The organism is Streptantibioticus cattleyicolor NRRL 8057 = DSM 46488, assembly GCF_000240165.1.
GTDB lineage: Bacteria > Actinomycetota > Actinomycetes > Streptomycetales > Streptomycetaceae > Streptantibioticus > Streptantibioticus cattleyicolor.
Window position 1 is genome coordinate 1059381 of sequence record NC_017585.1, and the last position, 22167, is coordinate 1081547.

Annotated in this window: 13 protein-coding genes; 8 read left to right on the plus strand and 5 right to left on the minus strand. The window is 73.3% G+C overall.

Annotation, left to right across the window (positions count from 1 at the left end; translation table 11 throughout):
* Positions 1-105: 105 nt before the first annotated feature.
* On the plus strand, positions 106-6222 hold the full coding sequence (locus tag SCATT_RS32465) for a hypothetical protein (protein ID WP_014151116.1): 6117 nt from the start codon (positions 106-108) through the stop codon (positions 6220-6222).
* 44 nt (positions 6223-6266) lie between these two features.
* On the opposite strand, the gene SCATT_RS32470 is transcribed toward SCATT_RS32465, so the two are convergent.
* On the minus strand, positions 6267-6500 hold the full coding sequence (locus tag SCATT_RS32470) for a hypothetical protein (protein WP_014151115.1): 234 nt from the start codon (positions 6498-6500) through the stop codon (positions 6267-6269).
* A gap of 1052 nt (positions 6501-7552) precedes the next feature.
* Between SCATT_RS32470 and panD the strand changes: the two genes are divergently transcribed.
* From panD to SCATT_RS32495, 5 genes are all read left to right on the plus strand, one after another.
* On the plus strand, positions 7553-7975 hold the full coding sequence (gene panD / locus SCATT_RS32475) for an aspartate 1-decarboxylase (RefSeq protein ID WP_014151114.1): 423 nt from the start codon (positions 7553-7555) through the stop codon (positions 7973-7975).
* Between the two features lie 427 nt (positions 7976-8402).
* Positions 8403-8615: a hypothetical protein gene (locus SCATT_RS38755; protein ID WP_157894782.1), complete on the plus strand. Its 213-nt coding sequence runs from the start codon at positions 8403-8405 to the stop codon at positions 8613-8615.
* A 191-nt stretch (positions 8616-8806) separates the two neighbouring features.
* The gene (locus tag SCATT_RS32485) at positions 8807-9394 is read left to right on the plus strand and encodes a hypothetical protein (protein ID WP_014626978.1); all 588 of its coding nucleotides are present in this window, start codon (positions 8807-8809) and stop codon (positions 9392-9394) included.
* 111 nt (positions 9395-9505) lie between these two features.
* On the plus strand, positions 9506-10417 hold the full coding sequence (locus tag SCATT_RS32490) for a glutaminase (protein ID WP_014151111.1): 912 nt from the start codon (positions 9506-9508) through the stop codon (positions 10415-10417).
* 164 nt (positions 10418-10581) lie between these two features.
* Complete coding sequence (locus tag SCATT_RS32495) at positions 10582-11376, plus strand: SDR family NAD(P)-dependent oxidoreductase (protein WP_014151110.1); 795 nt, start codon at positions 10582-10584, stop codon at positions 11374-11376.
* A gap of 17 nt (positions 11377-11393) precedes the next feature.
* On the opposite strand, the gene SCATT_RS32500 is transcribed toward SCATT_RS32495, so the two are convergent.
* The 4 genes from SCATT_RS32500 to SCATT_RS32515 form a co-directional block, all read right to left on the minus strand.
* On the minus strand, positions 11394-12635 hold the full coding sequence (locus tag SCATT_RS32500; RefSeq protein WP_014151109.1) for a hypothetical protein: 1242 nt from the start codon (positions 12633-12635) through the stop codon (positions 11394-11396).
* Between the two features lie 238 nt (positions 12636-12873).
* On the minus strand, positions 12874-14283 hold the full coding sequence (locus tag SCATT_RS32505; RefSeq protein WP_014151108.1) for a sugar porter family MFS transporter: 1410 nt from the start codon (positions 14281-14283) through the stop codon (positions 12874-12876).
* Between the two features lie 157 nt (positions 14284-14440).
* Positions 14441-15322 carry an alpha/beta fold hydrolase gene (locus SCATT_RS32510; protein WP_014151107.1) on the minus strand — a complete coding sequence of 294 codons (882 nt, stop codon included), beginning with the start codon at positions 15320-15322 and terminating at the stop codon, positions 14441-14443.
* Positions 15323-15390: 68 nt separating this feature from the next.
* The gene (locus SCATT_RS32515; RefSeq protein ID WP_014151106.1) at positions 15391-15969 is read right to left on the minus strand and encodes a TetR/AcrR family transcriptional regulator; all 579 of its coding nucleotides are present in this window, start codon (positions 15967-15969) and stop codon (positions 15391-15393) included.
* Positions 15970-16083: 114 nt separating this feature from the next.
* On the opposite strand from SCATT_RS32515, the gene SCATT_RS32520 reads away from it, so the two are divergent.
* Both SCATT_RS32520 and SCATT_RS32525 read left to right on the plus strand, forming a co-directional pair.
* The gene (locus tag SCATT_RS32520; protein ID WP_014151105.1) at positions 16084-18093 is read left to right on the plus strand and encodes a SpoIIE family protein phosphatase; all 2010 of its coding nucleotides are present in this window, start codon (positions 16084-16086) and stop codon (positions 18091-18093) included.
* Positions 18094-18209: 116 nt separating this feature from the next.
* Positions 18210-22163 carry a Pls/PosA family non-ribosomal peptide synthetase gene (locus SCATT_RS32525; RefSeq protein ID WP_014626980.1) on the plus strand — a complete coding sequence of 1318 codons (3954 nt, stop codon included), beginning with the start codon at positions 18210-18212 and terminating at the stop codon, positions 22161-22163.
* The last annotated feature ends 4 nt before the right edge of the window (positions 22164-22167 follow it).

The following is a 22167-nucleotide window of genomic DNA, read 5'->3' on the forward strand; positions in this document are numbered from 1 at the left end:
CCCTTGGCTCCTCTTCTCCTCCGTCCCCCCTCAAGGCTCCTCGGTGTCGAGTGAGTTGATCCCCGCACACAAGTCAATCAGCCAGAGAAAACGGAGTACGCGTCCATGCAAGACCGCTACCGCGTCGTCACGGGGCCACCGTTGTCCCCGCCGAGCGCCTCGCCCGAGGACCTGGAAGATCTGGCCGCCGCGCTCAACGGCCTGGAACATCCGGCGGCCGCCGCGTTGCACGACCTCACGGCTGTGGTGGAGCTCGCCTTCAACGCCCTGGCGCCCAGGGACCGGCAGGAACTCCTCGGCAGTCTGGGCATCCGCATGGCGGCGCCGCGACGTGTCAGCCGCACCCTGTGCAGGGACGTTCTCGCCAGGCTCCGCCGTGAGTCGTGGCAGCACACCTGCACTTGCGGGACAAGGAGACTCACGGTCGCCGTGATAAACCAGGTCGGCCGGTTCGTCTTCGCCCGTGACGGTAAGACGCTGCCCGACCCCGTCACCCGCTGGGGCGGGACTCTGGTCCGGGCCACCTTGTTCGCGTGGTGCGACGCCTCCGTGGCGGATGCCTACGTCCTCGCCTGGGCCGCGGATCAGGACTGGTTCGCGGCACCGGACGACGAGAAGTCAAGGGCACAGTTCGATGCCGTTGCAGTCGCGGCGCGGACCGTCGTGGAGAGGTATCCGGACTTCGCCGCCGGAGTTGCGGAAGACGAGGAGCCGCTGCTCGCCGGCGACAGGAAGCATGGGCGCCAGGGAGCCGATCGTCCGGTTATGGGTGCCTTTGCCCCGAAGACCGCGGAACGCGATTCCGACACCTCTCACGGCATGACCGCTCCGGCGCCCGAAGGCATTGGTAACCAGCAGGAATCGGAACCGGAGGCTGCCTGCCGAGAGCTGGAGTCGGCCCTCGCACAAGCCCGGCACGCCTCGGAGAAGGTGACCGACGCGGTGGCGGACGGGCGCCCTCCGCAGGACGCGGACCTCGCAGCGCTGGCCGCGCTGGCCACTGCCTTCGACAACGCCGACGCGGTGTTCAGCGCGGCGGGGATCGATGGCGTACCCCGACGTCTGGACGAGATGATGCGTGCGGCCCGCACACACCGGATGGAGTACGAACAGGCCTTGCAGGCACGGCAGCCGCTCCGAGAACTCCTGAACGTCATGTGCCCCCCGGAAAGCCCGGCCGCCGCTGCCGCCGAGGCGGTGCGAGACGTGGCCCGCCGTCTGCTGGACGCACCGGCCTGGGACCAGACGCAACGGGAGGAGAGCGCCGCGCTCGCCGCCCTGCTCCGGCTCATCGAGCTGAGGAGGCAGGCGGACGCAGCGGCCGAGATCCTGGCGTTGCAGGACCAGGTGGCGCGGGTTCTGCCGGCGTGTGCCACGGCGGCGTTCATGGCCCCCGAACTGACGTTGGCCCAGCCGGAGGACACCAGCCGCCGACACCCGGAAGCCGGAGCGGACACCGATGGGCCCTCCGGCACCGAGGCGACCACGGAACGTGGCGACACACAGCCGACCGAGCGGAAGGGAGAGACCACCGGTCACCTCTTCCAGGAAGACGTCGGCCAGGCCACCGAAGTGCCCGTGGGCCAGGCCACAGAAAGCACAGCGCCCGAGCCGGCACCCGTACCTGAAGCCGCCGCGCCCGCCAGGCCGAGGGCCCAGGAGACGGTCGATGGCCCCGGCGCACAGACCGCGACACGGACCGACAGCGCGTCGGCGCCCCGACCGCAGCCGGTCGCCCCCGTCCCGGCGCCCACTCGCGCGGCACCGCAGGACCAGGACGAGCCGGTCCGGGACGAGGCCACGGGCGACCGCCCCGGCGAGTCCGCGGCCGAGCGAGCCCTGGCGCAGCTGGTGGTGGAACGTCGCTTCGGACTCGCCCATCATGTCGCCCGTGCCGCCGGCCACCCTGAGCCCCAGGTGGCGGCGCTCCGCCTGGCCGGTGCCGCCGCGCTGCTCACCTCCGGTGACAGCCAGGTCGCCCGGCTGACCGCAGACCTGCTCCAGGAGTACGGCGGGTACGCCGGCCGGGACACCGAGGGCTGCGAGCCCCTCCTGGTGCCCGCCCTGCTGCGCACCGCGCTGTTCACCGGTGACCACGCGGCGGGCGCTCAGCTCAAGGCGCTGCTGCCCCGGCTCCCGGACCGGCTCGGGGAAGTAGCGGCCGCCGTCGCCGACCGCGCCCTCAGCGGCGCCCTGATGACCGCCTCTCCGCTGGTCGCCGGGGTCTTTGACACAGAGGCCCGGTTGCGGGAGCTGGGCGAGCAGTGCCGTGCCCTGCTCGCGCCGCAGAAGCTGCGTTTCGCGCGGGCCACACAGATCGCCAAGCTGTGGCTCGCACCCGACGACGGAATGCTTGGAACGCTGCTCAAAACCGTGGTCCGCGACAACCGCGATGCGGTGCAGCGGACCCGGGAGCAGGCGGAACGGCTGTCGAAGCTGGCCGAGATCAACAATGAGATCGACCGTATGGACCGCAAGTACCGCTCACCCAGTGGCAAGCCACTCCAGGGAGCTGGACGGCAGGATCTGGTCCACCTGGTTGAGAGAGCCGTCGCTCCGGTGCGGGAGTGGTGCCTGGCCGTCGACGGGGCCCGCCGCGCCGACCGGTCCGACAGCAACCGCGCGGCCAAGGAGATCTCCGACCTGCGTCAGTCCCTGCTGGACGACAGGGAGGCGGTCCTGGCCGAACTACGGCAGCTCGCACGGCGCTCGGACGCCCTCTCGGCCGCTTCGGCCTGGGCCGCCCACACCTCGATGGAGGAGCTGTTCGCGATGCTGGCCGGAGAGACCGCGAGCGCCCGCATCGGCGGAGCGCTCGACCCCGAACTGGTCCTGGACGCGGAACTGCTCAAGGTGCGCGACACCCGCGTAGAGCGGCCCACGCTCGACGAACTGCTGACCGCCGTAGACCGGACCTGGCGCGACGCCCTCGACGAGCGGCTCTCCCACGACGCCTTCACCGCGGCCCGCGACATCATCGAACTGACCGGACGGGGGCTGCTGCCCGCGGCCCGGGACGGGGAGTTCGAGCCGCCCGCGGTCGCCGAGATCGACGACCGGGAGACCTTCCGGCGCACGGCACTGCGGAAGGACCACGACGAACTCGTCGCCGAGCTCCACCGTGCGCAGGCCGACGGCGCCGTGACGGACGACCAGGACCTGCGTCTTCAGGAGCTGCTGGCCGACGCCCATGAACGCCTCGAAGACACCGAACGGCGCGACCTGCTGGCGGTCCGGCGGGCGCACGACACGGTACGGAGCGACCTGCCTGCCTTCCGTCGGCAGGCGGCCGACCGGATCCGCGCCCGGCTCGACGTCCTGGACCCCACCGCGGAGGAGCGCGCCCAGGTGCTGCGGCATCTGGACACCGGAGGTCTGGCCACCGCCGCCGACCTGGTCTACTTTCTGGAGATCGGTGAGCCGGTCCCGGAGATCGAGACCGGTGAGTCCCATCTGACCGAGTTCTTCCCGGCCGTGCCCGACGGCCTGCCAGGAGGCATCGACCGTGACCTCGTCGACCTGGTCCGGTCCGGTGGCAAACACCCGACGCTTCCTGTCCTGGACTACGGCGGTCTCTCGACCGACGAGGCGGCGTTGGCGGCCGACGTACTCGACGACTGGTGCGCACTGGCCGCCGCCGAGCGCAAGGACCGGCTCCAGGTGGCCCCGACACGGCAGGTCCCCCCGCTCCTCAAGCTCCTCGGCTACGACGCCAAGAGCGCCAGGCCGCTCGACGACCGGTCCCAGCACCGGCGCGAATACCGCCTCTTCGAGGCCACCGGGGTGAAGATCAACGGCAGGGCGAAGGCGCCCGCGTTCGGCTCGGAGATCAGGGAGCAGGGCGGCAACCTCCAGGTGATGGTGGTCTGGGGCAAGCCGCCCGCCAAGGTCGTCATGAGCTGGGCGGAGCGCGACACCAGTAAAGCGAGCCTCCTCGTCCTCTACTTCGGCACGCTCAGCCGAGAGGCCCGCGTCGAACTCGCTGTGGGATCAGGCAGGTTGCAGCCGCTGCTGGTGGTGGACGACGCCGCCCTCGCCTATCTCGCCGCCCGTGGAAACCGTCAGGTCAGCACCGCCACGCAGACACTGCTGCCCTTCTCCGGCGTCAACCCGTACATCAGGGAGAAGCGCGGCCGGATCGGCGGCGAGATGTTCTACGGACGTGACGCCGAGCGCAAGAGCATCCTCGACCCGCGCGGCACCCAGGTCATCTTCGGCGGCCGGGGCCTGGGCAAGTCGGCCCTGCTCGCCGACGCCGGGGAACAGTTCGCGGAGCAGCGCCCCGGCTACCAGCACGCGGTGTACGTCAACCTCGATCAGGAGAACATCGGCAAGGGCAGTTCCCTCGGGCCCGAAACACTGTGGAGCGTGCTGGGACGGGAACTGATCGAGGCACAGGTGCTCGACCGGCCCCAGGGGCGCAAGGCCAAAGGGGAGATCTCCGACCGGGTGCGCGCCGGCATCCGGACCTGGCTCGACGGGGACTCGCGCCGCCGTCTGCTGATCCTGCTCGACGAGTGCGACCAGTTCTTCGAGGCGGACGCCCCCCGCTTCGACCAGACCAAGAAGCTCAAGGGCCTGGGGTCCGACACCAAGGACCGCGCCAAGGTCGTCTTCGCCGGACTCCACTCCGTGCAGCGCTTCTCCAAGCTCGCGAGCAACGGCCCCTTCGGTCACCTCGCCCAGACCCCTAAGGTGATCGGCCCGCTGGCTCCGCAGTACGCCGCCGAGCTGCTGGTCGAGCCGATGCGGGCGCTCGGCTTCGAGTTCCAGGACCTGGATCTCGTCAACCGGGTACTCGGATACTGCTCCTACCAGCCGTTCCTCCTGCAGATGTTCGGGCACCGGCTGGTCGAGCTGATGCACCGCAAGCGGACGCGGCGCGGCCTGGAGGGGCCCCCGTACCGGGTGGAGGTCGCCGACATCGAGGTGGTGGAGTCGGACGCCGTGCTCAGGGACGGCATCTCGGCCGCTTTCAAGGACACGCTCAGCCTCGACCACCGCTACGACGTGATCGCCAATGTGCTGGCGTACCAGGCCCGCCACCGTGGACTGGAGGTACGGCTGAGCGACGCCGAACTGCGCGAGGAGTGCGAGACGTTCTGGCGCAAGGGCTTCGAGCAGCTCGACACCGAGGGCTTTCGCGCCTATCTCTCCGAAATGGTGGGCCTCGGCATCCTCGCCCCCAACCATGACGGCCAGGGCTGGCATCTGCGCGGCCCGAACGCCCTGCGCATGATCGGCACCTCGCACGAGGTGGACGCCCGCCTGCTCAGGGCCGAACAGGACTGCGAACTCCAGGAGAGCATCGTGCAGGAGGGCCGTCCCGAGCTGCCCGACGGCCGGCCCGCCCCGCTCACCATCACCCAGCTCGACGACCTCCTCGGTGAGCGGTCCAACCAGACGAGGGTCGTCCTCGGCACGACGGCCACCTGTGTGACCGACGTCGGCGACACCCTGCGTGCGGTCGCCGGGCGCATCGCCGACTGGAAGCTGCCGCCGGTCGGAAAGGTCGGTGTCTACCGGCAGGAGCTCACGGGCGGGGTGCCGCGTGAACGGAGGGTCGTCATCAGCGACTTCGCCCGCTACCCGGCGCGCCCGGAGGCATGCCGGGAGGCCGTCGAGCTCGCCGAGACACTACTGCCCGTCACCCCGGGCGTCACCCGTGCTGTCGTCCTCGTCACCGACCCCACCCAGTTGGCTCTCTGGCGCTCCCTGCTGACGGGGACGGAGCCCACCTCGGCGGCTCCGGTGGTGCTGCGCCGCCACGACCGCCGCAGCCTGCGCGGCTGGGCCCAGCGGGTCAACATGTTCCACACGGAGGACCGCCTGGACCGTCTTCACGACCTGACCGGCGGCTGGCCGCTCCTGGTCGGCCGTGCCCACCGCCTGCACGGCGAACTCGGCGACCCCGACGAGGTGTTGCGCCGCCTGGCCGGCCTGCGCACGGACCGGGCCGAGGCCCGGGCCTTCGCCCAGGCGACCGGCGTGTACACCAACCCGCTGCTCGTCAGCGGATACCGGGCTCTGAAGGACGGGTTCCGGGACGGCCTGTTCGATCTGGAAGGCGCGGTGACCGCTGTGGCGCTCACGATCGAGGACGAGGACGAGGCGCGGTGGATCGTCAGCTGTCTCGACGCCCTGCAGGTGTTCGACCGGACGGAAGAGGCCCAGCTGTGTCTTGAGCCGCTGCTGCGAGAGTGCATGTCGGCGACCATGTGACACGCTGACGCCCTTGCCCCGCCGGTTCCGGCGGGGCAAGGGCGTCACAGCGGCAGAACGGTCTGCACACCTGCTTGGGCGTGCAGGGCACGATGAGCGATCTCCCGATCGGCGAGGAAGTCCCGCACCGTCTCCAGACCACTGTCGCTGAGCGCGAGCGAGACGAGCCGACGGGTGCGGGGGACGGCGACGTGGAGGACGCGCGGCGCCTCGGCGGTCTCCGGCGAGCAGTCCTGTGCCTCGTCGATGGCGATATCGGCGAATCTCGTCCGCAGCACCCGCGTGCTGCGGTCGGCGCGTGCTGTTGGTCAGCAGGGACAGGGCCATGTCGCGCAGCTGGTCGCCCGCCAGGTATCCCGCCCGCCACAGCTTCCGTATCGCCGTGCCTGCCCAGCCGGTCAGACGGCCCTCGGCGTCCGGATCGTCGCGGAGCCGGTACGGCAGGCCGCCGGGCCTGAGCCGGGGCTGTGCGATGCAGGCCTGAGCCGTGGGGTCGGACGCGAACCGGAAGTCGTCCAGGGTCACCCCCTCGCGGCGGGCTTCGGGGTGGTCGCTCCAGGATTCCAGCCGGTGCCCGGTCTTCTCCGGGCTCGGACGCAGGTGGGGCCGGAAGAGGGCGCCGGACGAAGGTGTCGAAGGTGCCGATGTGGTGCGGGAAGCGCGCGAGCTCCGGGCGCCCGGCCTGGCACACCGCTGCCTGACCTCGGCACCGGCCACCATGGTGAACGACAGCACGGCCCGTCCCTGTCGTAGCGGCACGGGTTGGCTGAGATGGCCGCGTCTTGCCGGCACCCGGGCACCCGTGCATGTTGATCAGGCGCCCCGCGGCTGGTCTCCAGGGTGACGAGGGCTCATGGGCGTCCGCAGCGCGTCGACGTCCGGGTCGGTGCCCCCCGGACGGGCTCATCGGGCGGGCTCCTCGGTGATCCACTGCAGGGCGTTGCGAAGGTAGCCAGGAACGGCCAGGGGGCAGGGCGTCGTCCGGTTGCCCGACGGCTTCGGCGGGCAGCGCCTGAGCGAGATCACCCTTATCGACCCCGCCGATCGGAACCAGCGCAGTCCCGTGGCCTCGGGGGTCGAGGACCGTCGGCCGCCGCGGCCGTATCAGGGGTACGCCGTCACCGAAGCGCCAGGTCGAGCTCTCGCGGTCGTGATCCACCTGCGCCGGTGCAACCTGCCTGAGAACGCATCACCGAAGTCAGCAACGGGTCGGTGTGAGCCCTCAGACACCTGGCGACAGCTGACCGCGCGTCGCGAAACGAGGTAGCCTCCGACGACCGCCCTTGACCCGTGGAAGCGGGCAGGGAGCAGACGAATCGGGAGTTTCCTCATGTTTCGCACCATGTTCAAGTCCAAGATCCACCGGGCGACGGTGACGCAGGCGGATCTGCACTATGTGGGGTCGGTCACCATTGACGCGGACCTGATGGATGCCGCGGATCTGCTCCCGGGTGAGTTGGTGCACATCGTGGACATCGACAACGGGGCGCGGCTGGAGACGTATGTGATCGAGGGGGAGCGGGGCTCCGGGGTGATCGGGATCAACGGGGCGGCGGCGCATCTGGTGCATCCGGGGGATCTGGTGATCCTGATCAGTTACGCGCAGGTGGACGACGCGGAGGCGCGGACGCTGCGGCCGAAGGTGGTGCACGTGGACGCGGACAACCGCGTCGTGGCGCTGGGCGGCGACCCCTCCGAGCCGGTTCCGGGGAGCGACACGGAGCGCCCCCCGGCGTCGGTGGCCCGCGCCTGACGCCGTCCGCCCCGCCCCCGGGGCCCGGAGCCCGGGTCGACCGTGGTCACCGCCGGCACGGCGACCGCGCCGAGGCAGAGCAGGCCGCCGCTGACCAGGGCTGCCGCCGCGGAGGTGGCGTCGGCGACGAGCCCCGCGCGTGGGCTGCCGAGGCCGGGGCCGGCCTGGCCGACGACCTGCTCGGCGGCGCCGGCCACGACGAGGCAGGCCAGGTGAGCGGAAGGCCCCGGGCCGCGATCCGCCGAGCAAGGACGCGGCGACCCCGCCGGCGGTGATGGCGGTCAGGAAGAGGCCGAGGGTGCGCGGGTTTCCGCCGAACCGTTCCGCGTTGACCGGGCAGGGGATCTCGGCCTCCAGGTCGGCGAGGGCCGCCCCGGTGGCCCGCCGCTCGGCCGCGAGGCGGTCGGCGACGCGCAGCGCCTTTGCGGTGAGCGCGGCCTCCTTCGTGCGGGCGTCGTCACCGGCGACGGTGCGAACCGAGCCCGCCATCCGCATCGCGGCGAGCTTCTGGCTGGGCGCCGAACGGCTGCGCCCCACCGAGGCGGCAAGCTCGGTGATGGCCGTCGGGCCGTGGGCGCGGAGCCGGGGCAACGCCATGACGACGCTCCGCCTGAGCCCGTCGCTCCGCCGCTCCGCGTAGATCCGCGGCGGGCCGCCGTGTCGCATCGCGCGTCGAACGCGTCGGGACCGCCGCCCGCCGCCCGGCTGTACGAACGCGGCTCGGCCTGACGGGTGAGCGCGGTGGTGGTGGCCGGGCGGGCGGGGGAGGGTGGACGGGACGGCGGTGGGGGGCGTCGTGGCTCAGGGGTGGCTGTCTTCGTTGGGAAGGTCGTGTTCGTCGTGCCCGTATCGTGTGAGTCGTTCCCGAGCCGGTTCCGGCTGCGCCGTGGTGTCGTGGCCCTGTTGGTGTGTGTCGTGTTGCTGGGGGCGGGGGCGTGTTCCGGCAAGGGAGGGCACGGGGGCGGGAGTACGGCGGCCAATCCGTCGCCCAGCAGCAGTCAGAACCGGGTGAGGCTCGCCAAGACCCGGTTCGTGGCCAACGCGAGCCTGGCCGCGGGCGCCGCGTACCAGTGGATCTACAAGCCGTACCGTGCGGGCACCTTCCACAAGGGCGCCAAGGGACGTACCTCCGCGCTGGTCAAGGGCGGCCTGGCCGGGCTCTTCTCGTACCACCGGTTCAGGGCGGCGATCCGTGACGCCCAGGGCGACCCGACGCTGTCCAAGGCGGTGGCCCCGCTGACCGGTGGTGTCGACCGGCTCAAGGAGTTCTCCGCCAAGATCAGGAACGGCTCGGCCACCGACGCCGACTTCAAGCAGGTGCAGAACACGGTGAACGGGGTGAAGAGCGCCGGACACGACAACGGCGCGGACGTCACCGACAAGGTGCCCTCGCAGAAGCAGCTCACCTCCGGCGGCTGAGGCCGGCGTCCCGCCCCGCGTGAAGGGGGGACCGGCTCCGCGCGGCGTCCGGCCGGTCGGCTATCGTGCCCGGTGATCCACCGCCCGACCCGCAAGGAAAGCCCCACCCCGATGGATTACCGGTCGATACTCGCCGACGTGGCCTCCGAGGTGCAGCCCTACATCGGACGCGGACAGGCGGCGCAGTACATCCCGGCACTGGCCAACGCCGAGCTGGGCCGGTTCGGCATGGCCCTCGCGGACGTGGACGGCGACGTGGTGGGCGTCGGCGACTGGGAGGTGCCGTTCTCGGTGCAGAGCATCTCCAAGGCGTTCAGCCTGGCGTTGGTGCTGGCCCGGGACGGCGAGGGGATCTGGCGCCGGGTCGGCCGGGAGCCGTCCGGCAACCCGTTCAACTCCCTGGTGCAGTTGGAGCACGAGAACGGCATCCCCCGCAACCCGTTCATCAACGCCGGGGCGCTCGTGGTCACCGACCGGCTCCAGTCGCTGACCGGCGACGCGGCCGGCGCGATGCTGGAATTCCTGCGCGCCGAGAGCGAGAACCCGCACCTGGCGATCGACCAGGCCGTGGTCGCCTCGGAGAGCGCGCACGGGGACCGCAACGCCGCGCTCGCCCACTTCATGGCGAGCTACGGCAACCTGGAGAACCCGGTGGCGGACGTGCTCCATCACTACTTCTCCCAGTGCTCGATCGAGATGAGCTGCCGTGATCTCGCCCTCGCCGGCCGCGTCATGGCGCGCTACGGGGTGCGGGCCGACGGCTCGCGGCTGATGTCGCGGCGCGAGATCAAACGCATCAACGCCGTGATGCTCACCTGCGGCACCTACGACGCGGCCGGTGACTTCGCGTACCGGGTGGGGCTGCCCGGCAAGAGCGGGGTCGGCGGCGGCATCATCGCGGTGGTGCCCGGGCGGTGTTCGCTGTGCGTGTGGAGCCCTGGTCTGGACACCCGGGGCAACTCGGTGGCGGGGGTGGCGGCGCTCGACCTGTTCACCACGATCACCGGCTGGTCGGTGTTCTGACGTCTCCGCCGCGGCCAGGCCGTTGCCCCGGACGGCCGGACCACGGCGCGGGTGCGGCGTGGCGGCGCCGGGCCCGGGGACGGCGGTTGCGAGGATGGCCGCCCTGGGCCGCCGTACCCCGTTCGCCGGCCCGCCGCGGGTCGCCGGACGCGGGAGAAGACCACATGCGCATCGACCTGACCGGGAGGACGGCGGTCGTCACCGGCTCCTCCCAGGGCATCGGGCTGGCCATCGCCACCGGACTGGCCCGCGCCGGGGCCCGCACGGTGCTCACCGCACGCGGCGCGGAACGCCTCCGGCAGGCCGCCGCCCACGTCACCGAAGCCGTCCCCGACGCCGACCTGGTCACCGTCGCCTGCGACCTCGGCCGGCCCGAGGGCGCCGGCCGATTGCTGGAGGCCGTCCCCGACGCCGACGTCCTCGTCAACAACCTCGGCATCTTCGGCCCGACCCCCGCGCTCGACGTCACCGACGCCCAGTGGCGGGAGTTCTTCGAGGTCAACGTGGTCAGCGCGGTGTGGCTGATCCGCGCCTACCTGCCCGGGATGACGCGGTGCGGCTGGGGCCGGGTGCAGAACATCTGCAGCGACTCGGCGATCGTCATCCCCGCCGCGATGATCCACTACGGGGTCTCCAAGACCGCCCTGCTGGCCGTCTCGCGCGGGTTCGCCAAGGAGGCCGCCGGCACCGGCGTCACCGTCAACGCCGTCATCGCCGGCCCCACCCACACCCCCGGGGTCGAGGACTTCGTGCGTGAACTCGTCGGTGACGGAATGCCCTGGGACGAGGCGCAACGCGAGTTCATGCGGGTGCACCGCCCGCAGTCACTGCTGCGCCGCCTCATCGAACCCGAGGAGATCGCCCACCTGGTGGTCTACCTCAGCTCCGGATACGCCTCGGCGACCACCGGCGCCGCGGTACGGGTGGACGGCGGGTACGTCGACTCCATCGTGCCCTGAACCGGGGGCCGGCCCCGTCACGGCGCGAGGCGTATCCGCAGGAAACGCGGGCGGTAGATGCTCGCGTGGCGGATGACGTCCGACGGATCGAGGCTGTTGACGTTGTAGGAGACGACGAGTTCGGCGCCGCCGCGTTCCAACTCGGGGTGTTCGTGCGGGTTGTAGACGAATACGTTCCTGTCGTGGTAGCTGCCGGACGGCCCGGCCTCGGGGGCGGTGTAGACGGTGCGGGGGCGGTCGAAGGGACCGGTGGGGGAGGTGGCCCAGGAGAGTTGGAGGACGGGGCGGAACGGCTGGTCCTGCGGCTGGCTGAGCAGGGCGTAGCGGCCGGCGTGGCGCACCACGCTCACCTCGGGCGGGACGTGCAGCGGGGTGCCGCCGGGGCCGTCGAGCGGGGCGGCCCGGGACTCCTCGGGCACCCAGGTGCCGTCCGCTGCCCGGAAGCGCCAGGGGGCGCGCAGGTCGGAGCCGGTGACCCGGGCCGCGTACAGCAGGTTGCCGCCGCCGTGCGGGGCCGCCCGGGTGCCGTAGACGTAGGTGCGGCCACCGTCCCGGGCCAGCCAGGCGCCCCAGGCGATGCCCGCCGCCGACGGCAGCGGGGTCACCGACTCGGGCCGGGAGAGGCGGCCGGGGCGGAACCGGGCGAGCACGTTGGCCCGCCACGCCACGTCCAGCGGACCGCGGCCGGTGGGCGCGTACCGTGCGTAGACCACCGCGACGTCCTGGCCGTCGAAGAGGCCGTCTCGGGCCCAGTACCACTGGTCGCGCTGGGCGGGGGAGACCAGCGAGGCGGGCCGGCCGGCGCGGTCGTGGCCGGTGACGGTGTGCGCCCCGGAGGCGTCGAGGCGGACGAAGCTGTTGTGCACCATGGGCGTGGTCCGCCCGGGGCCGGTGACGGGGGCGCGGGAACCGTCCCGTCGCACGGTGCCGAGGAAGGTGTCGGAGAAGATCCACAGCTCACCGCGGGGCGTGCGCACCGAGTACGTGCTGTCGCCGCCGGTCCAGTGGCCGGCGGCGGGACCGTGGTCGGCGTAGTCGGCGAAGGCCCGGTCGAGCGCCTGGTCGGGGCGGACCGAGACGATCCGGGGCGGGGCGGGCGGCGGTTGACGGGACTCCGGCGGCGCGCTCGCGCCCGGCAGCGCCACGCAGGCCGCGGCGAGCAGCGCGGTGAGCCACCGTGAGGGACCGCGTCGGCGCACGGTGCCGTCGGACCGGTCCGGGCCGGGCCGGCGGCGGGGTGCGAAGGACGGGAACGGCACCGCGGCTCTCCTCTCGTGGCGTTCGTCGGGCGGCTCTCCTGGGTGGTGCGGCTGTGCGGTGGCGGGGCGCGGCGGCGGACCCCCGCTACTGAATCTGTCCGCCGACACCGTGTTTCATCCGGATCACCCTGACGGATCACTCGAAGGACGGGCCGTCGCGCTGGACGGGTTTGAGCGGCCGGCCGTCAGTAAGGGCAGCGGCCCCAACGGCCGTGAGAAACGCGGCAGATGACGGCGACTACGGCCGGGCCGGCGGGGCGGCCGCCGGGTCGTCCCAGCGTCCGCCGTTGCGCCAGTAGGCGCGGATCTCCTCCAGCGGACGGCCCTTGGTCTCCGGGGCCAGCCACGCGATGAAGACGAACGCGGCCAGCGCCAGCGCCGCGAACCCGGCGAAGGTACGCGCCGGACCGGCGGTGGCCAGCAGCGCGGGGAAGAACTGGGCCACCAGCAGATTGGCCGTCAGGTCGGCCGTGAGCATCACCGAGGCGCCCAGCGAACGCAGTCGCGCTGGGAACGCCTCACTCGCGTACACCCAGATCAGCGAGCCGAAGCCGAAGTTGAACGCGGCGGTGAAGATCGTGACGGCAGCGAACCCGGCCCAACTGCCCGCCCCCGCGCCGTAGAGCAGCGCCAGCGCGACCAGCGTGGCCGTCATGGTGCCGATGCCGGTGAGCAGCACGTCTCGGCGGCCGGCCCGGTCCACCACGAAGAGCGCGGCGACGGTCGCGGCCAGCGAGACCAGTTCCACCAGGGACGGCAGGAAGAAGGTCTGGCCGGTTCCGGTGAAGCCGAGGGTGCGGAAGATCTCGGGACTGTAGTAGGTGACCGCGTTGACGCCGGTGATCTGGCAGAAGAACCCCATGCCCAGCACGAAGACGGTGGCCCGCCGGTAGGGGCGGCGCACCAGCCGTTCCAGGGCGCCGCCGCGTCCGGTGCGTTCGGCGGCGAGTTCGCGGGCGATGGCGGCGGTGCCGGCGACCGGGTCGACGTCCGGATCGGTGGCCGCCAGCACCTCGGCGGCCACGTCGAGGCGTCCGGTGAGGACGTACCAGCGCGGGCTGTCGGGCAGCCGCAGCAGCGGGGGGACGACGAGGGCGGCCGGGAGCGCGGAGAGCCCCAGCATCACCCGCCAGTGACCGCCGCCGGCAAGCGCCCAGTCGAGGAAGTAGGTGAGGGTGATGCCGGCCACGCAGGCCACCTGGTAGGTGGCGACGGCGGCGCCGCGTACCCGGGCCGGGCTCGACTCGGCGATGAACAGCGGCGCGACCACGATGGACACCCCGATGGCCACGCCGAGCAGGAAGCGCACCGCGTCCAGCACCACCACGTCGGGGGAGAGCGCGGAGAGCGCCGCGAAGACCGCGTACGCGGCGGCCACCGCGATCATGGTCGTCCGCCGCCCCACCGCGTCCGCCAGCCGCCCGGCCACCAGCGCGCCGAGGACGGAACCGAGCACCAGCACGCTGTTGACCAGGCCGGCGGCGGCCGGACCGAGGTGGAACTCACGGGAGAGGAAGACCAGGGCGCCGGAGACGCTGCCGGTGTCGTACCCGTAGACGACACCGACGACGGCACCGGCGACCGCGATCGGACGGCCGGCGCGGCGGACGCCACGGTGTGGTGGGCGGGCGGCGATCCGGGTCGGCATGCGCGGTCCTTCGTCGGGCCGGTCGGGGCGCGCCGGGCGGGAGTCGGACGGCGTGCCGACGCTACGGGCTTCCGAGAGGCTTCCCCGGGCGGGCGGGTGGCGACCACCGCCGTTCGGCCGATCAGGGGGAGGCGGCACGACCCCCGCCCGCCCGTGGTTACCGGCGGGCGGCCAGGAAGGGGAGGATCACGTCGGCCATCTCGTCGGGGACCTCCTCGGCGAGGTCGTGGCCGGCGTCGAAGACGTGGCCGGTGACGTCGTGGGCCATCAGGCGCATCTGGGACGCGTTGCGCTCGCCGATGAAGGCGGAGCCGCCGAGGGCCAGGACGGGGATGTCCAGCTTCTTCCGCGCGGCCCGCCGGTTCTGTTCGGCGTCGACGAGCATGGCCCGGTAGATCGAGAGCATCGCGCGGATGCCGCCGGGCATGGAGTAGCAGCGCACGTATTCGTCGATCGCGTCGGGGGTGGCGCTGTCGGGGAGGCTGCGCTCGTTCTTGATCATGTAGGTGATCAGTTCGCGTTCGTGCCCGCTGATCAGCATCTCGGGGACGTCGGGCTGGAAGTAGAAGCCCAGGTGCCACAGGTGCATGCCGCCGTGGACGTTCTCGGGGGTGAGGGCGGTGTGGTCCTCGAAGCCGAATCCGGGGAAGAGGGCCTCGGCGAAGACCAGGGCGGTGACGTGGTCGCGGTGGCGGGCGGCGAGCTGGTAGCCGATGACCGCTCCCCAGTCCTCGCCCGCGACGGCGTAGGTGTGGTGGCCGAGGTGGTCCATGAGCGCGGCGATGTCGTCGCTCATGGTCGCGGAGTCGTAGCCGTCCGCGGGGCGGGCGGAGTCGCCGAGGCCGCGCAGGTCGGGGACGACGACGGTGTGGTGGGGGGTCAGCTTCGGCAGGAGGTGGCGCCAGTGGTAGCCGGTCTTGGGCACGCCGTGCAGGAGGACCACGGCGGGGCCGGATCCAGCGGTGCGGTAGTGCAGGCTCGTTCCGTTGACGGTGGCCCGGCCGGTGCGGACGGGCGTTCCTTCGTGGTCGAACATCATCGTCGTCAGCCTTCCGGTGATGATCAGTGATACTGGATCGTGCGTTACAGTTTGCGGGCGTGAAAAAGTCAGCCGAGGGCGGCCAGGGCGACCTCCACGAGGGGTTCCAGGGCGCGGGCCTCCGGGGTGATCTTGGCGGAGACCAGCAGCCCGTTGAGGAACGTGACGAGGAAGGCCGCCAGCGCGTACGGGTCGTGCCGCGCCGCGATCTCGCCCCGTTCCGCCGCCGCCCGCAGCACCTCGGCGAGCGCGTCCCGGGCGGCGTCCTGCATGTCCCGCACGACGCGCCGGACCGACGGGTCCTCCGGCAGGCGCTCGCAGACGGCGTTGACCGCCAGGCAGCCCCGGCCGCCGCCCTCCACGGCGATCCGGATCCGTCCGAGCAGCATCGCGCGGATCGCGGACCGGGCGTCCGTGCCCTCCTCCAGGGCGCGCAGGCCCGACGCCGCGAGGGTGGTGCGGTAGTGCTCCAACGCGGCCCGGTACAGGCCCTCCTTGTCGCCGAAGGCCGCGTACAGCGACCCCTGGCCGATCCCCAGGTGGCGGGTGAGGTCACGTACCGACGTGGCCTCGTAGCCGCGCGTCCAGAACAGCTCCATCGCGCGGCTCACCGCCGCCTCGGTGTCGAACTCCCGCGTCCTCGCCATGACGTCACCGTAGCTTATCTGGATCTAGCGTTCAAGAAAGGAGAGGGTCCCCGCCACCCCGCTCTGGCGCGACCATGGAGACATGACCAGGCGCTCCGTCCCCGGGGGCGGCAGATGAGCGACGCGTTCTGGACCGACGATCCGCGGCGGGCGCCGGCCGGCCCGTCACCGCCCGGCGCGCTGCTGGACGTGCTCGCGGTCGCCGCGGTGGTGCTGGACGAGGCCGGGCGCATCGTGCTGTGGAGCCCGCAGGCGGAGGAGCTGTTCGGTTACTCCGCCGAGGAGGCGCTCGGCGAGTACGCCGCCCGGCTGCTCGTCGACGAGCGCCACCTGGAGCTGGTGATCGATCTGTTCGCGCAGGTCATGGAGGGTGGCGGGCCGTGGGCCGGGGTCTTCCCGGTGCGCCGCCGGGACGGGTCGACGCGGCTCGCCGAGTTCCGCAACATGCGGCTGGAGGACCGTAACGGCGGCCACTTCGCGCTGGGCCTGGCCACCGACCGCTCCACGCTGCGCCGGGTGGAACGCGATCTCGCGGTGGCCGTCCGGCTGATCGCGCAGACCCCGATGGGGGTGGGCGTGCTCGACACCGGGCTGCGCTTCGTCACCGTCAACCCGGCCCTGGAACGGCTCAACGGACTCCCCGCCGAGGCGCACGTCGGCCGCCACGTCCGTGACGTGCTGCCATTCCTCGACACCGAGGCGATCGAGGACACCATGCGCCAGGTGCTGGCCACCGGCCGCCCGGTGGTCGACGAGTCCGTCACCGGCCGCACCCCCGCCGACCCCGGCACCGAACGCGCCTGGCGGGTGTCGTACCACTGCCTGGAGGACCCGGCCGGCAACGTGCTGGGGCTCGCCGTCGTGGTGGTGGACGTCACCGAGCAGCACCGCTCCGCCGCCCAGGCCGCCCGCGCCCGGCGCCAGCTCGCCCTCGTCGCCGACGCCTCCAAACACATCGGCACCACCCTCGACGTGGAGACCACCGCCCGCGAACTCGCCGAGTTCTGCGTGCCCGAACTCGCCGACACCGCCACCGTCGACGTCCTCGACCAGGTCACCGGGGCCGCCCACCCGGCGGGCGGACGCCCGGACCGTCCGGCGTTCCACCCCGCCGCCACCGTCGGCGCGCCCTCCACCGCCGACGACACCCGGGCGGCAGCCGGCGCCCCCGACCCGCTGGTCGCCCGCTGCCTGACCACCGGCCGTCCGGTACGCGAGCCGCTGCCGCCGCGGCCCGGCGCCGGCGCCCGGCTCGTCGTACCGCTCACCGCCCGCGGCCACACCCTCGGCGCCCTCGACCTCGTCCGGTCACGCACCCCGCGCCCCTTCGACCGCGACGACCTCACCCTCGCCGAGGAACTCGCCTCCCGCGCCGCCGTCTGCCTGGACAACGCCCGCGGCTACCAGGACCAGCGCCACGCCGCCCTCGCCCTCCAGCGCCATCTGCTGCCGCACCGGCCGCCGCGCCGCACCGGACTGCGCATCGCCGCCCGCTACCGCCCCGCCCGGGCCGCCTGCGACGTGGGCGGCGACTGGTTCGACGTGATCCCCGCACCGCACGACCGCACCACCCTGGTCATCGGGGACGTGATGGGCAACGGCATCCCCGCCGCCGCCACCATGGGCCAACTGCGCACCGCCATCCGGATGCTGGCCGCCCTCGGGCTGGACCCGGCCCACGTCCTGCAACACGTCGACGAACACGCCACCGGGCTGGAACACGACATCGCCACCTGCGTACTGGCCGCCTACGACCCCCACGAGACCACCTGCCACCTCGCCACCGCCGGCCACCTGCCGCCCGTACTGCTGCGCACCGGCGAACCCGCCCGGCTGCTCGACCTGCCCACCGGGGCGCCCCTGGGGGTCGGCGGCATCCGCTTCCACACCGTGCCGATCACCCTGCGCCCCGGGGACCGGCTGGTGCTCTACACCGACGGCCTGGTGGAGACGCGCGACCAGCCCATCGACGCCCGCCTGCACGCGCTGCTGCGCACCCTGGACGACCCGCCGGCCGGCCCGGAGGACCTGTGCGACCTGCTCCTTCGGACCCTGCACGGCGACGACCAGGACGACACCACGGTGCTCGTCGCCCGCGCCACCGCCCCGCACGGCCACCCGTGACCCCGGCCGCCGCCGCGATGCGTGACGGGGGCACCGCGCCTACGCTGGGATGCGGTGACGCGCCGCCTCGCGCCGGCGCCCCGCACCGGCCGTTCCAGCGGTGAGGGAAACTCGGCATGGACAACCCAGCTCCGCCCCGGATGCACCACGTCTTCGAGCGGACCTGCGACCGCACCCCCTCGGCGACGGCGCTGGAGTGCGGCGAGGAACGGTTCAGCTACGCCCGGCTGGACGCCCGCGCCAACCGTCTCGCCCACTTCCTGCGCGGACTCGGCCTCGGCGAACAGCCCCGGGTCGCCGTGCTGCTGCCGCGCTCCCCCGACCTGTACGCCGCGCTCCTGGCCGTCGGCAAGGCCGGGGCCGTGCTCGTCCCGGTCGACCCCGCCTCGCCACCGGACCGGGTCGCCCACCTCGTCGCGGACTGCGGCGCCGGGACGGTGCTGACCACCTCGGCCCTCGCCCCGCCCCCGGGCACGCTGCCGGCCCCGGTGACCGCCCTGGACGCGCACGCCGACGAGATCGCCGCGCAGCCGGCCACCCGCCCGCCCCCGCCCCCGTCCGGCGACGACGATCCGCTGGCGTACGTGATGTACACCTCCGGCTCCAGCGGCCGGCCCAAGGGCGTGGCGATCGCCCAGTCGAGCATCGTCAACTTCCTGGACGTGGTGCCCGGGGTGTACGGGGTGCGCCCCGACGACCGGGTGCACCAGGGCATGACCGTCTCCTTCGACTTCTCCGTCGAGGAGATCTGGCCCACCTGGGCGGTGGGCGCCACGCTCGTCGCGGGGGAGGACGGAGCGGCCCGGTTCGGCGCCGAGCTCGCCGACTCCCTCACCGCGCGCCGGATCACCGTGCTCTACTGCGTACCCACGCTGCTGGCCACGATCCCCCGCGAACTGCCCGCCGTCCGCACCCTCGTGGTGGGCGGCGAGGCGTGCCCGCCCCGGCTGGTGGAACGGTGGAGCAGACCGGGCCGCCGCATCCTCAACACCTACGGGCCCACCGAGGCCACCGTCACCGCCACCTGCGCCGAACTGCGCCCCGGCCGCCCGGTGACCATCGGCCGCCCGCTGCCCACCTGCACCGTGGTGCTGCTGGACGAACGGCGCCGTCCGGTGGCCGACGGCGCGGTCGGCGAGATCTGCGTCGGCGGCCCCGGCGTCGCCCGCGGCTACCTCGGCCGCCCCGACCTCACGGCCGACCGCTTCATCCGCCACCCGGCCGCCCCCGGCGACGGACGCCTCTACCGCACCGGCGACCTCGGACGGACCACCCCGGACGGCGAGATCGAGTACCTGGGCCGCGCCGACGACGAGGTGAAGATCCGCGGCTACCGGGTCGACCTGGGCGAGATCGACGGCGTGCTGCGCGAGGACCACGAGGTGGCCGACGCCGTCACCACCGTGCGCCAACCGCCCGACGGGGACGGCGGCGACCGGTTGTCCGCCTACGTCCGGCGCGCGCCGGGCGCCACCGCGGCCGACGAGGCGCTGGCGGCCCGGCTCCGCGCCCGGCTGCGGGACCGGCTGCCGCCGTACATGGTGCCCGCCTCCATCGACGTGCTCGACGCCTTCCCGACCATGCCCAGCGGCAAGGTGGACCGCCGCGCGCTGCCCGAACCCACCCGCCGCGGACCCTTCGGCACCGGACCCGTGGCCGCCGCCGAAGGCCCGCTGGAGACCCGGATCCGCGACGTGTGGGCCCAGATGCTCGGCGTACCGGGGGAGTCGCTCCCGGCCGACGCCGACTTCTTCACCGACCTCGGCGGCCACTCGCTGCTCGCCGCCCGTGCCGTCTCCGCGCTGCGCGAGGCGGGCGTCGGCGGCGGCCCCGCGCTGCGCGACCTGTACGCCCACCCGACGGTCCGCGCGCTCGCCGGCCACCTCGAAGGACGTGCCGGGGTCCCCGTGCGCCACCGGGAGGCGCGGCAACGCCCCGGCTCCGGGCGGGTCGCCGCCGCCGGAGCCGTCCAGGCCGGTGTCGTCTGGCTGCTGCTCGCGCTGTTGACGTGTCCGGTGGCGTGGGCCTACGGACGGTCCGGCGGCACGTTGGCGGCCGGGGAGGCGGTGGGGGTGACGGGCGCGGTGTTCGCCGGTTACCTCGGCGTGCGCTGGCTCGTTCCGCCGTTGCTGGTAAGGGCGTTGACGGCTGGTGTCGGCGCGGGACGGTACCCGTTGTGGGGCGCGGTCTACCTGCGGCTGTGGACGGCGGACCGACTGCTGGGAGTGGCCCCGCTGCCGGTGCTGAGCGGGTCGCCGATGATGGCGGGGTACCTGCGGCTGCTCGGCGCCCGGATCGGCCCGGGCACGCAGATCGCCTCGGGCGCGGTGACACTGCCGGCCATGCTGCGGATCGGGGCGGGTGCCTCGGTCGGCTACGGTGCCGTGCTGCGGCCGTGGCGGGTGGCGGACGGCCAGGTCGTCGTCGCCCCGATCGAGATCGGCGCCGGGGCCTACGTGGGCGCCGGCAGCGTCCTGGAACCCGGGGCACGGGTCGGGCCCGGCGGCGGCCTCGCCGAGCAGTCCGTCCTCGGACCCGGCGAGAGCGTACCCGCCGGGGCGCGCCGCGCCGGATCGCCACCGGTGCCGGTGGACGCCCTCGCCCCCGCGGTGGAGTCGATGCTGCGCGAACCGGCCCCGCCGGGATGGCGCCCGGGACCGGCGGCAGCGGCGCTGACCGCCCTGGTGCTGCTGGAGGCCGCCGCCCTGCTGACGATCGTGCCGAGCCTGGCGCTGTTCTGGTGGGCGGCGCTGACCTTGGGGGCCGGCCGGGCGCTGGTGGCCGCGGTGCCGGCCGGGCCGCTGTTCGTGCTGACCGTCTGCGGCGTGGTGGCGTCCGGCAGGCGGCTGGTGCTGCCCAGGTCGCCGGTGGGGGTGCACCCGGTGCGCTCGTACCTGGGGGTGCGCAAGTGGGTGTGCGACAAGCTGCTGGAGATGAGCCTGGCGTACACCAACCCGCTGTACGCGACGCTCTACACGGTGCCGTGGCTGCGGCTGCTCGGGGCCCGGGTCGGCCGCTGGGCCGAGGTGTCCACCGCGTCGCACCTCGATCCGGATCTGCTGACGCTGCGGGACGGCAGTTTCGTGGCGGACATGGCGAGCGTCGGGTGCGCCGCGTTCGCCGGCGGGCGGATGGCGTTCGGGCCCACCGAGGTCGGACGGCGGGCGTTCGTCGGCAACGCCGCGTACCTGCCGGCCGGCACCAGGACCGGGCCCGGCTCGCTGATCGGGGTGGGCACGGTGCCGCCGCCGGACGGGGTGGCGGCGGGCACCTCGTGGCTGGGGTCGCCGGCGATCCGGCTGCCGGTGCGGCAGGGCAGCGGCGCGTTCCCCGAGGAGCTGACGTTCCGGCCGTCGCGGTGGGCGGTGCTCCAGCGGCTGGCCGTCGAGTGGTGCCGGGTCACGCTGCCCGCGACGCTGCTGGCCGCCGCCGTCTACGGCACGCTGCTGGCGGTGGGGGCGACGGCCCGGGCGGCCGGGACGAGGGTCGCGGTCGTCGCCGCCCCGGTCGCGGCGATGGCGGCCGGGACGCTCGTCATCGCCTGCTGCGCGCTGCTCAAGTGGCTGGTCGTCGGCGGCTACCGGGCCCGGGTCGAGCCGCTGTGGAGCTGGTTCGTACGGCGTACCGAGTTCGTCACCGGGCTGTACGAGGCCGCCGCGGTCCCGGCCGGGCTGGGGCTGCTGACCGGGACCCCGTTCCTGCCGGTGGCGCTGCGCGGGTTCGGGGCCCGGATCGGGCGGCGGGTGTGGCTGGGCACGACCTACCTGACCGAGTTCGACCTGGTGCGGGTGGGCGACGACGCGGCGGTGGGGTTCGCGGTCTCGCTCCAGACCCATCTGTTCGAGGACCGCGTCATGAAGATGTCCCAGGTCACCGTGGGCCCCGGGGCGAGCGTCGGCGCCCGCTCGGTGGTGCTGTACGACTCCGTGGTCGGCGCCGGCGTACGGCTGGGCGCGCTGTCGCTGGTGATGAAGGGCGAACACCTCACCCGGGACACCGACTGGCGGGGCATCCCGGCGGAGACCCAGGACACGGCGGAGCCGGACCGCACCGTGGCGCGCGGCGCGTAGGCTC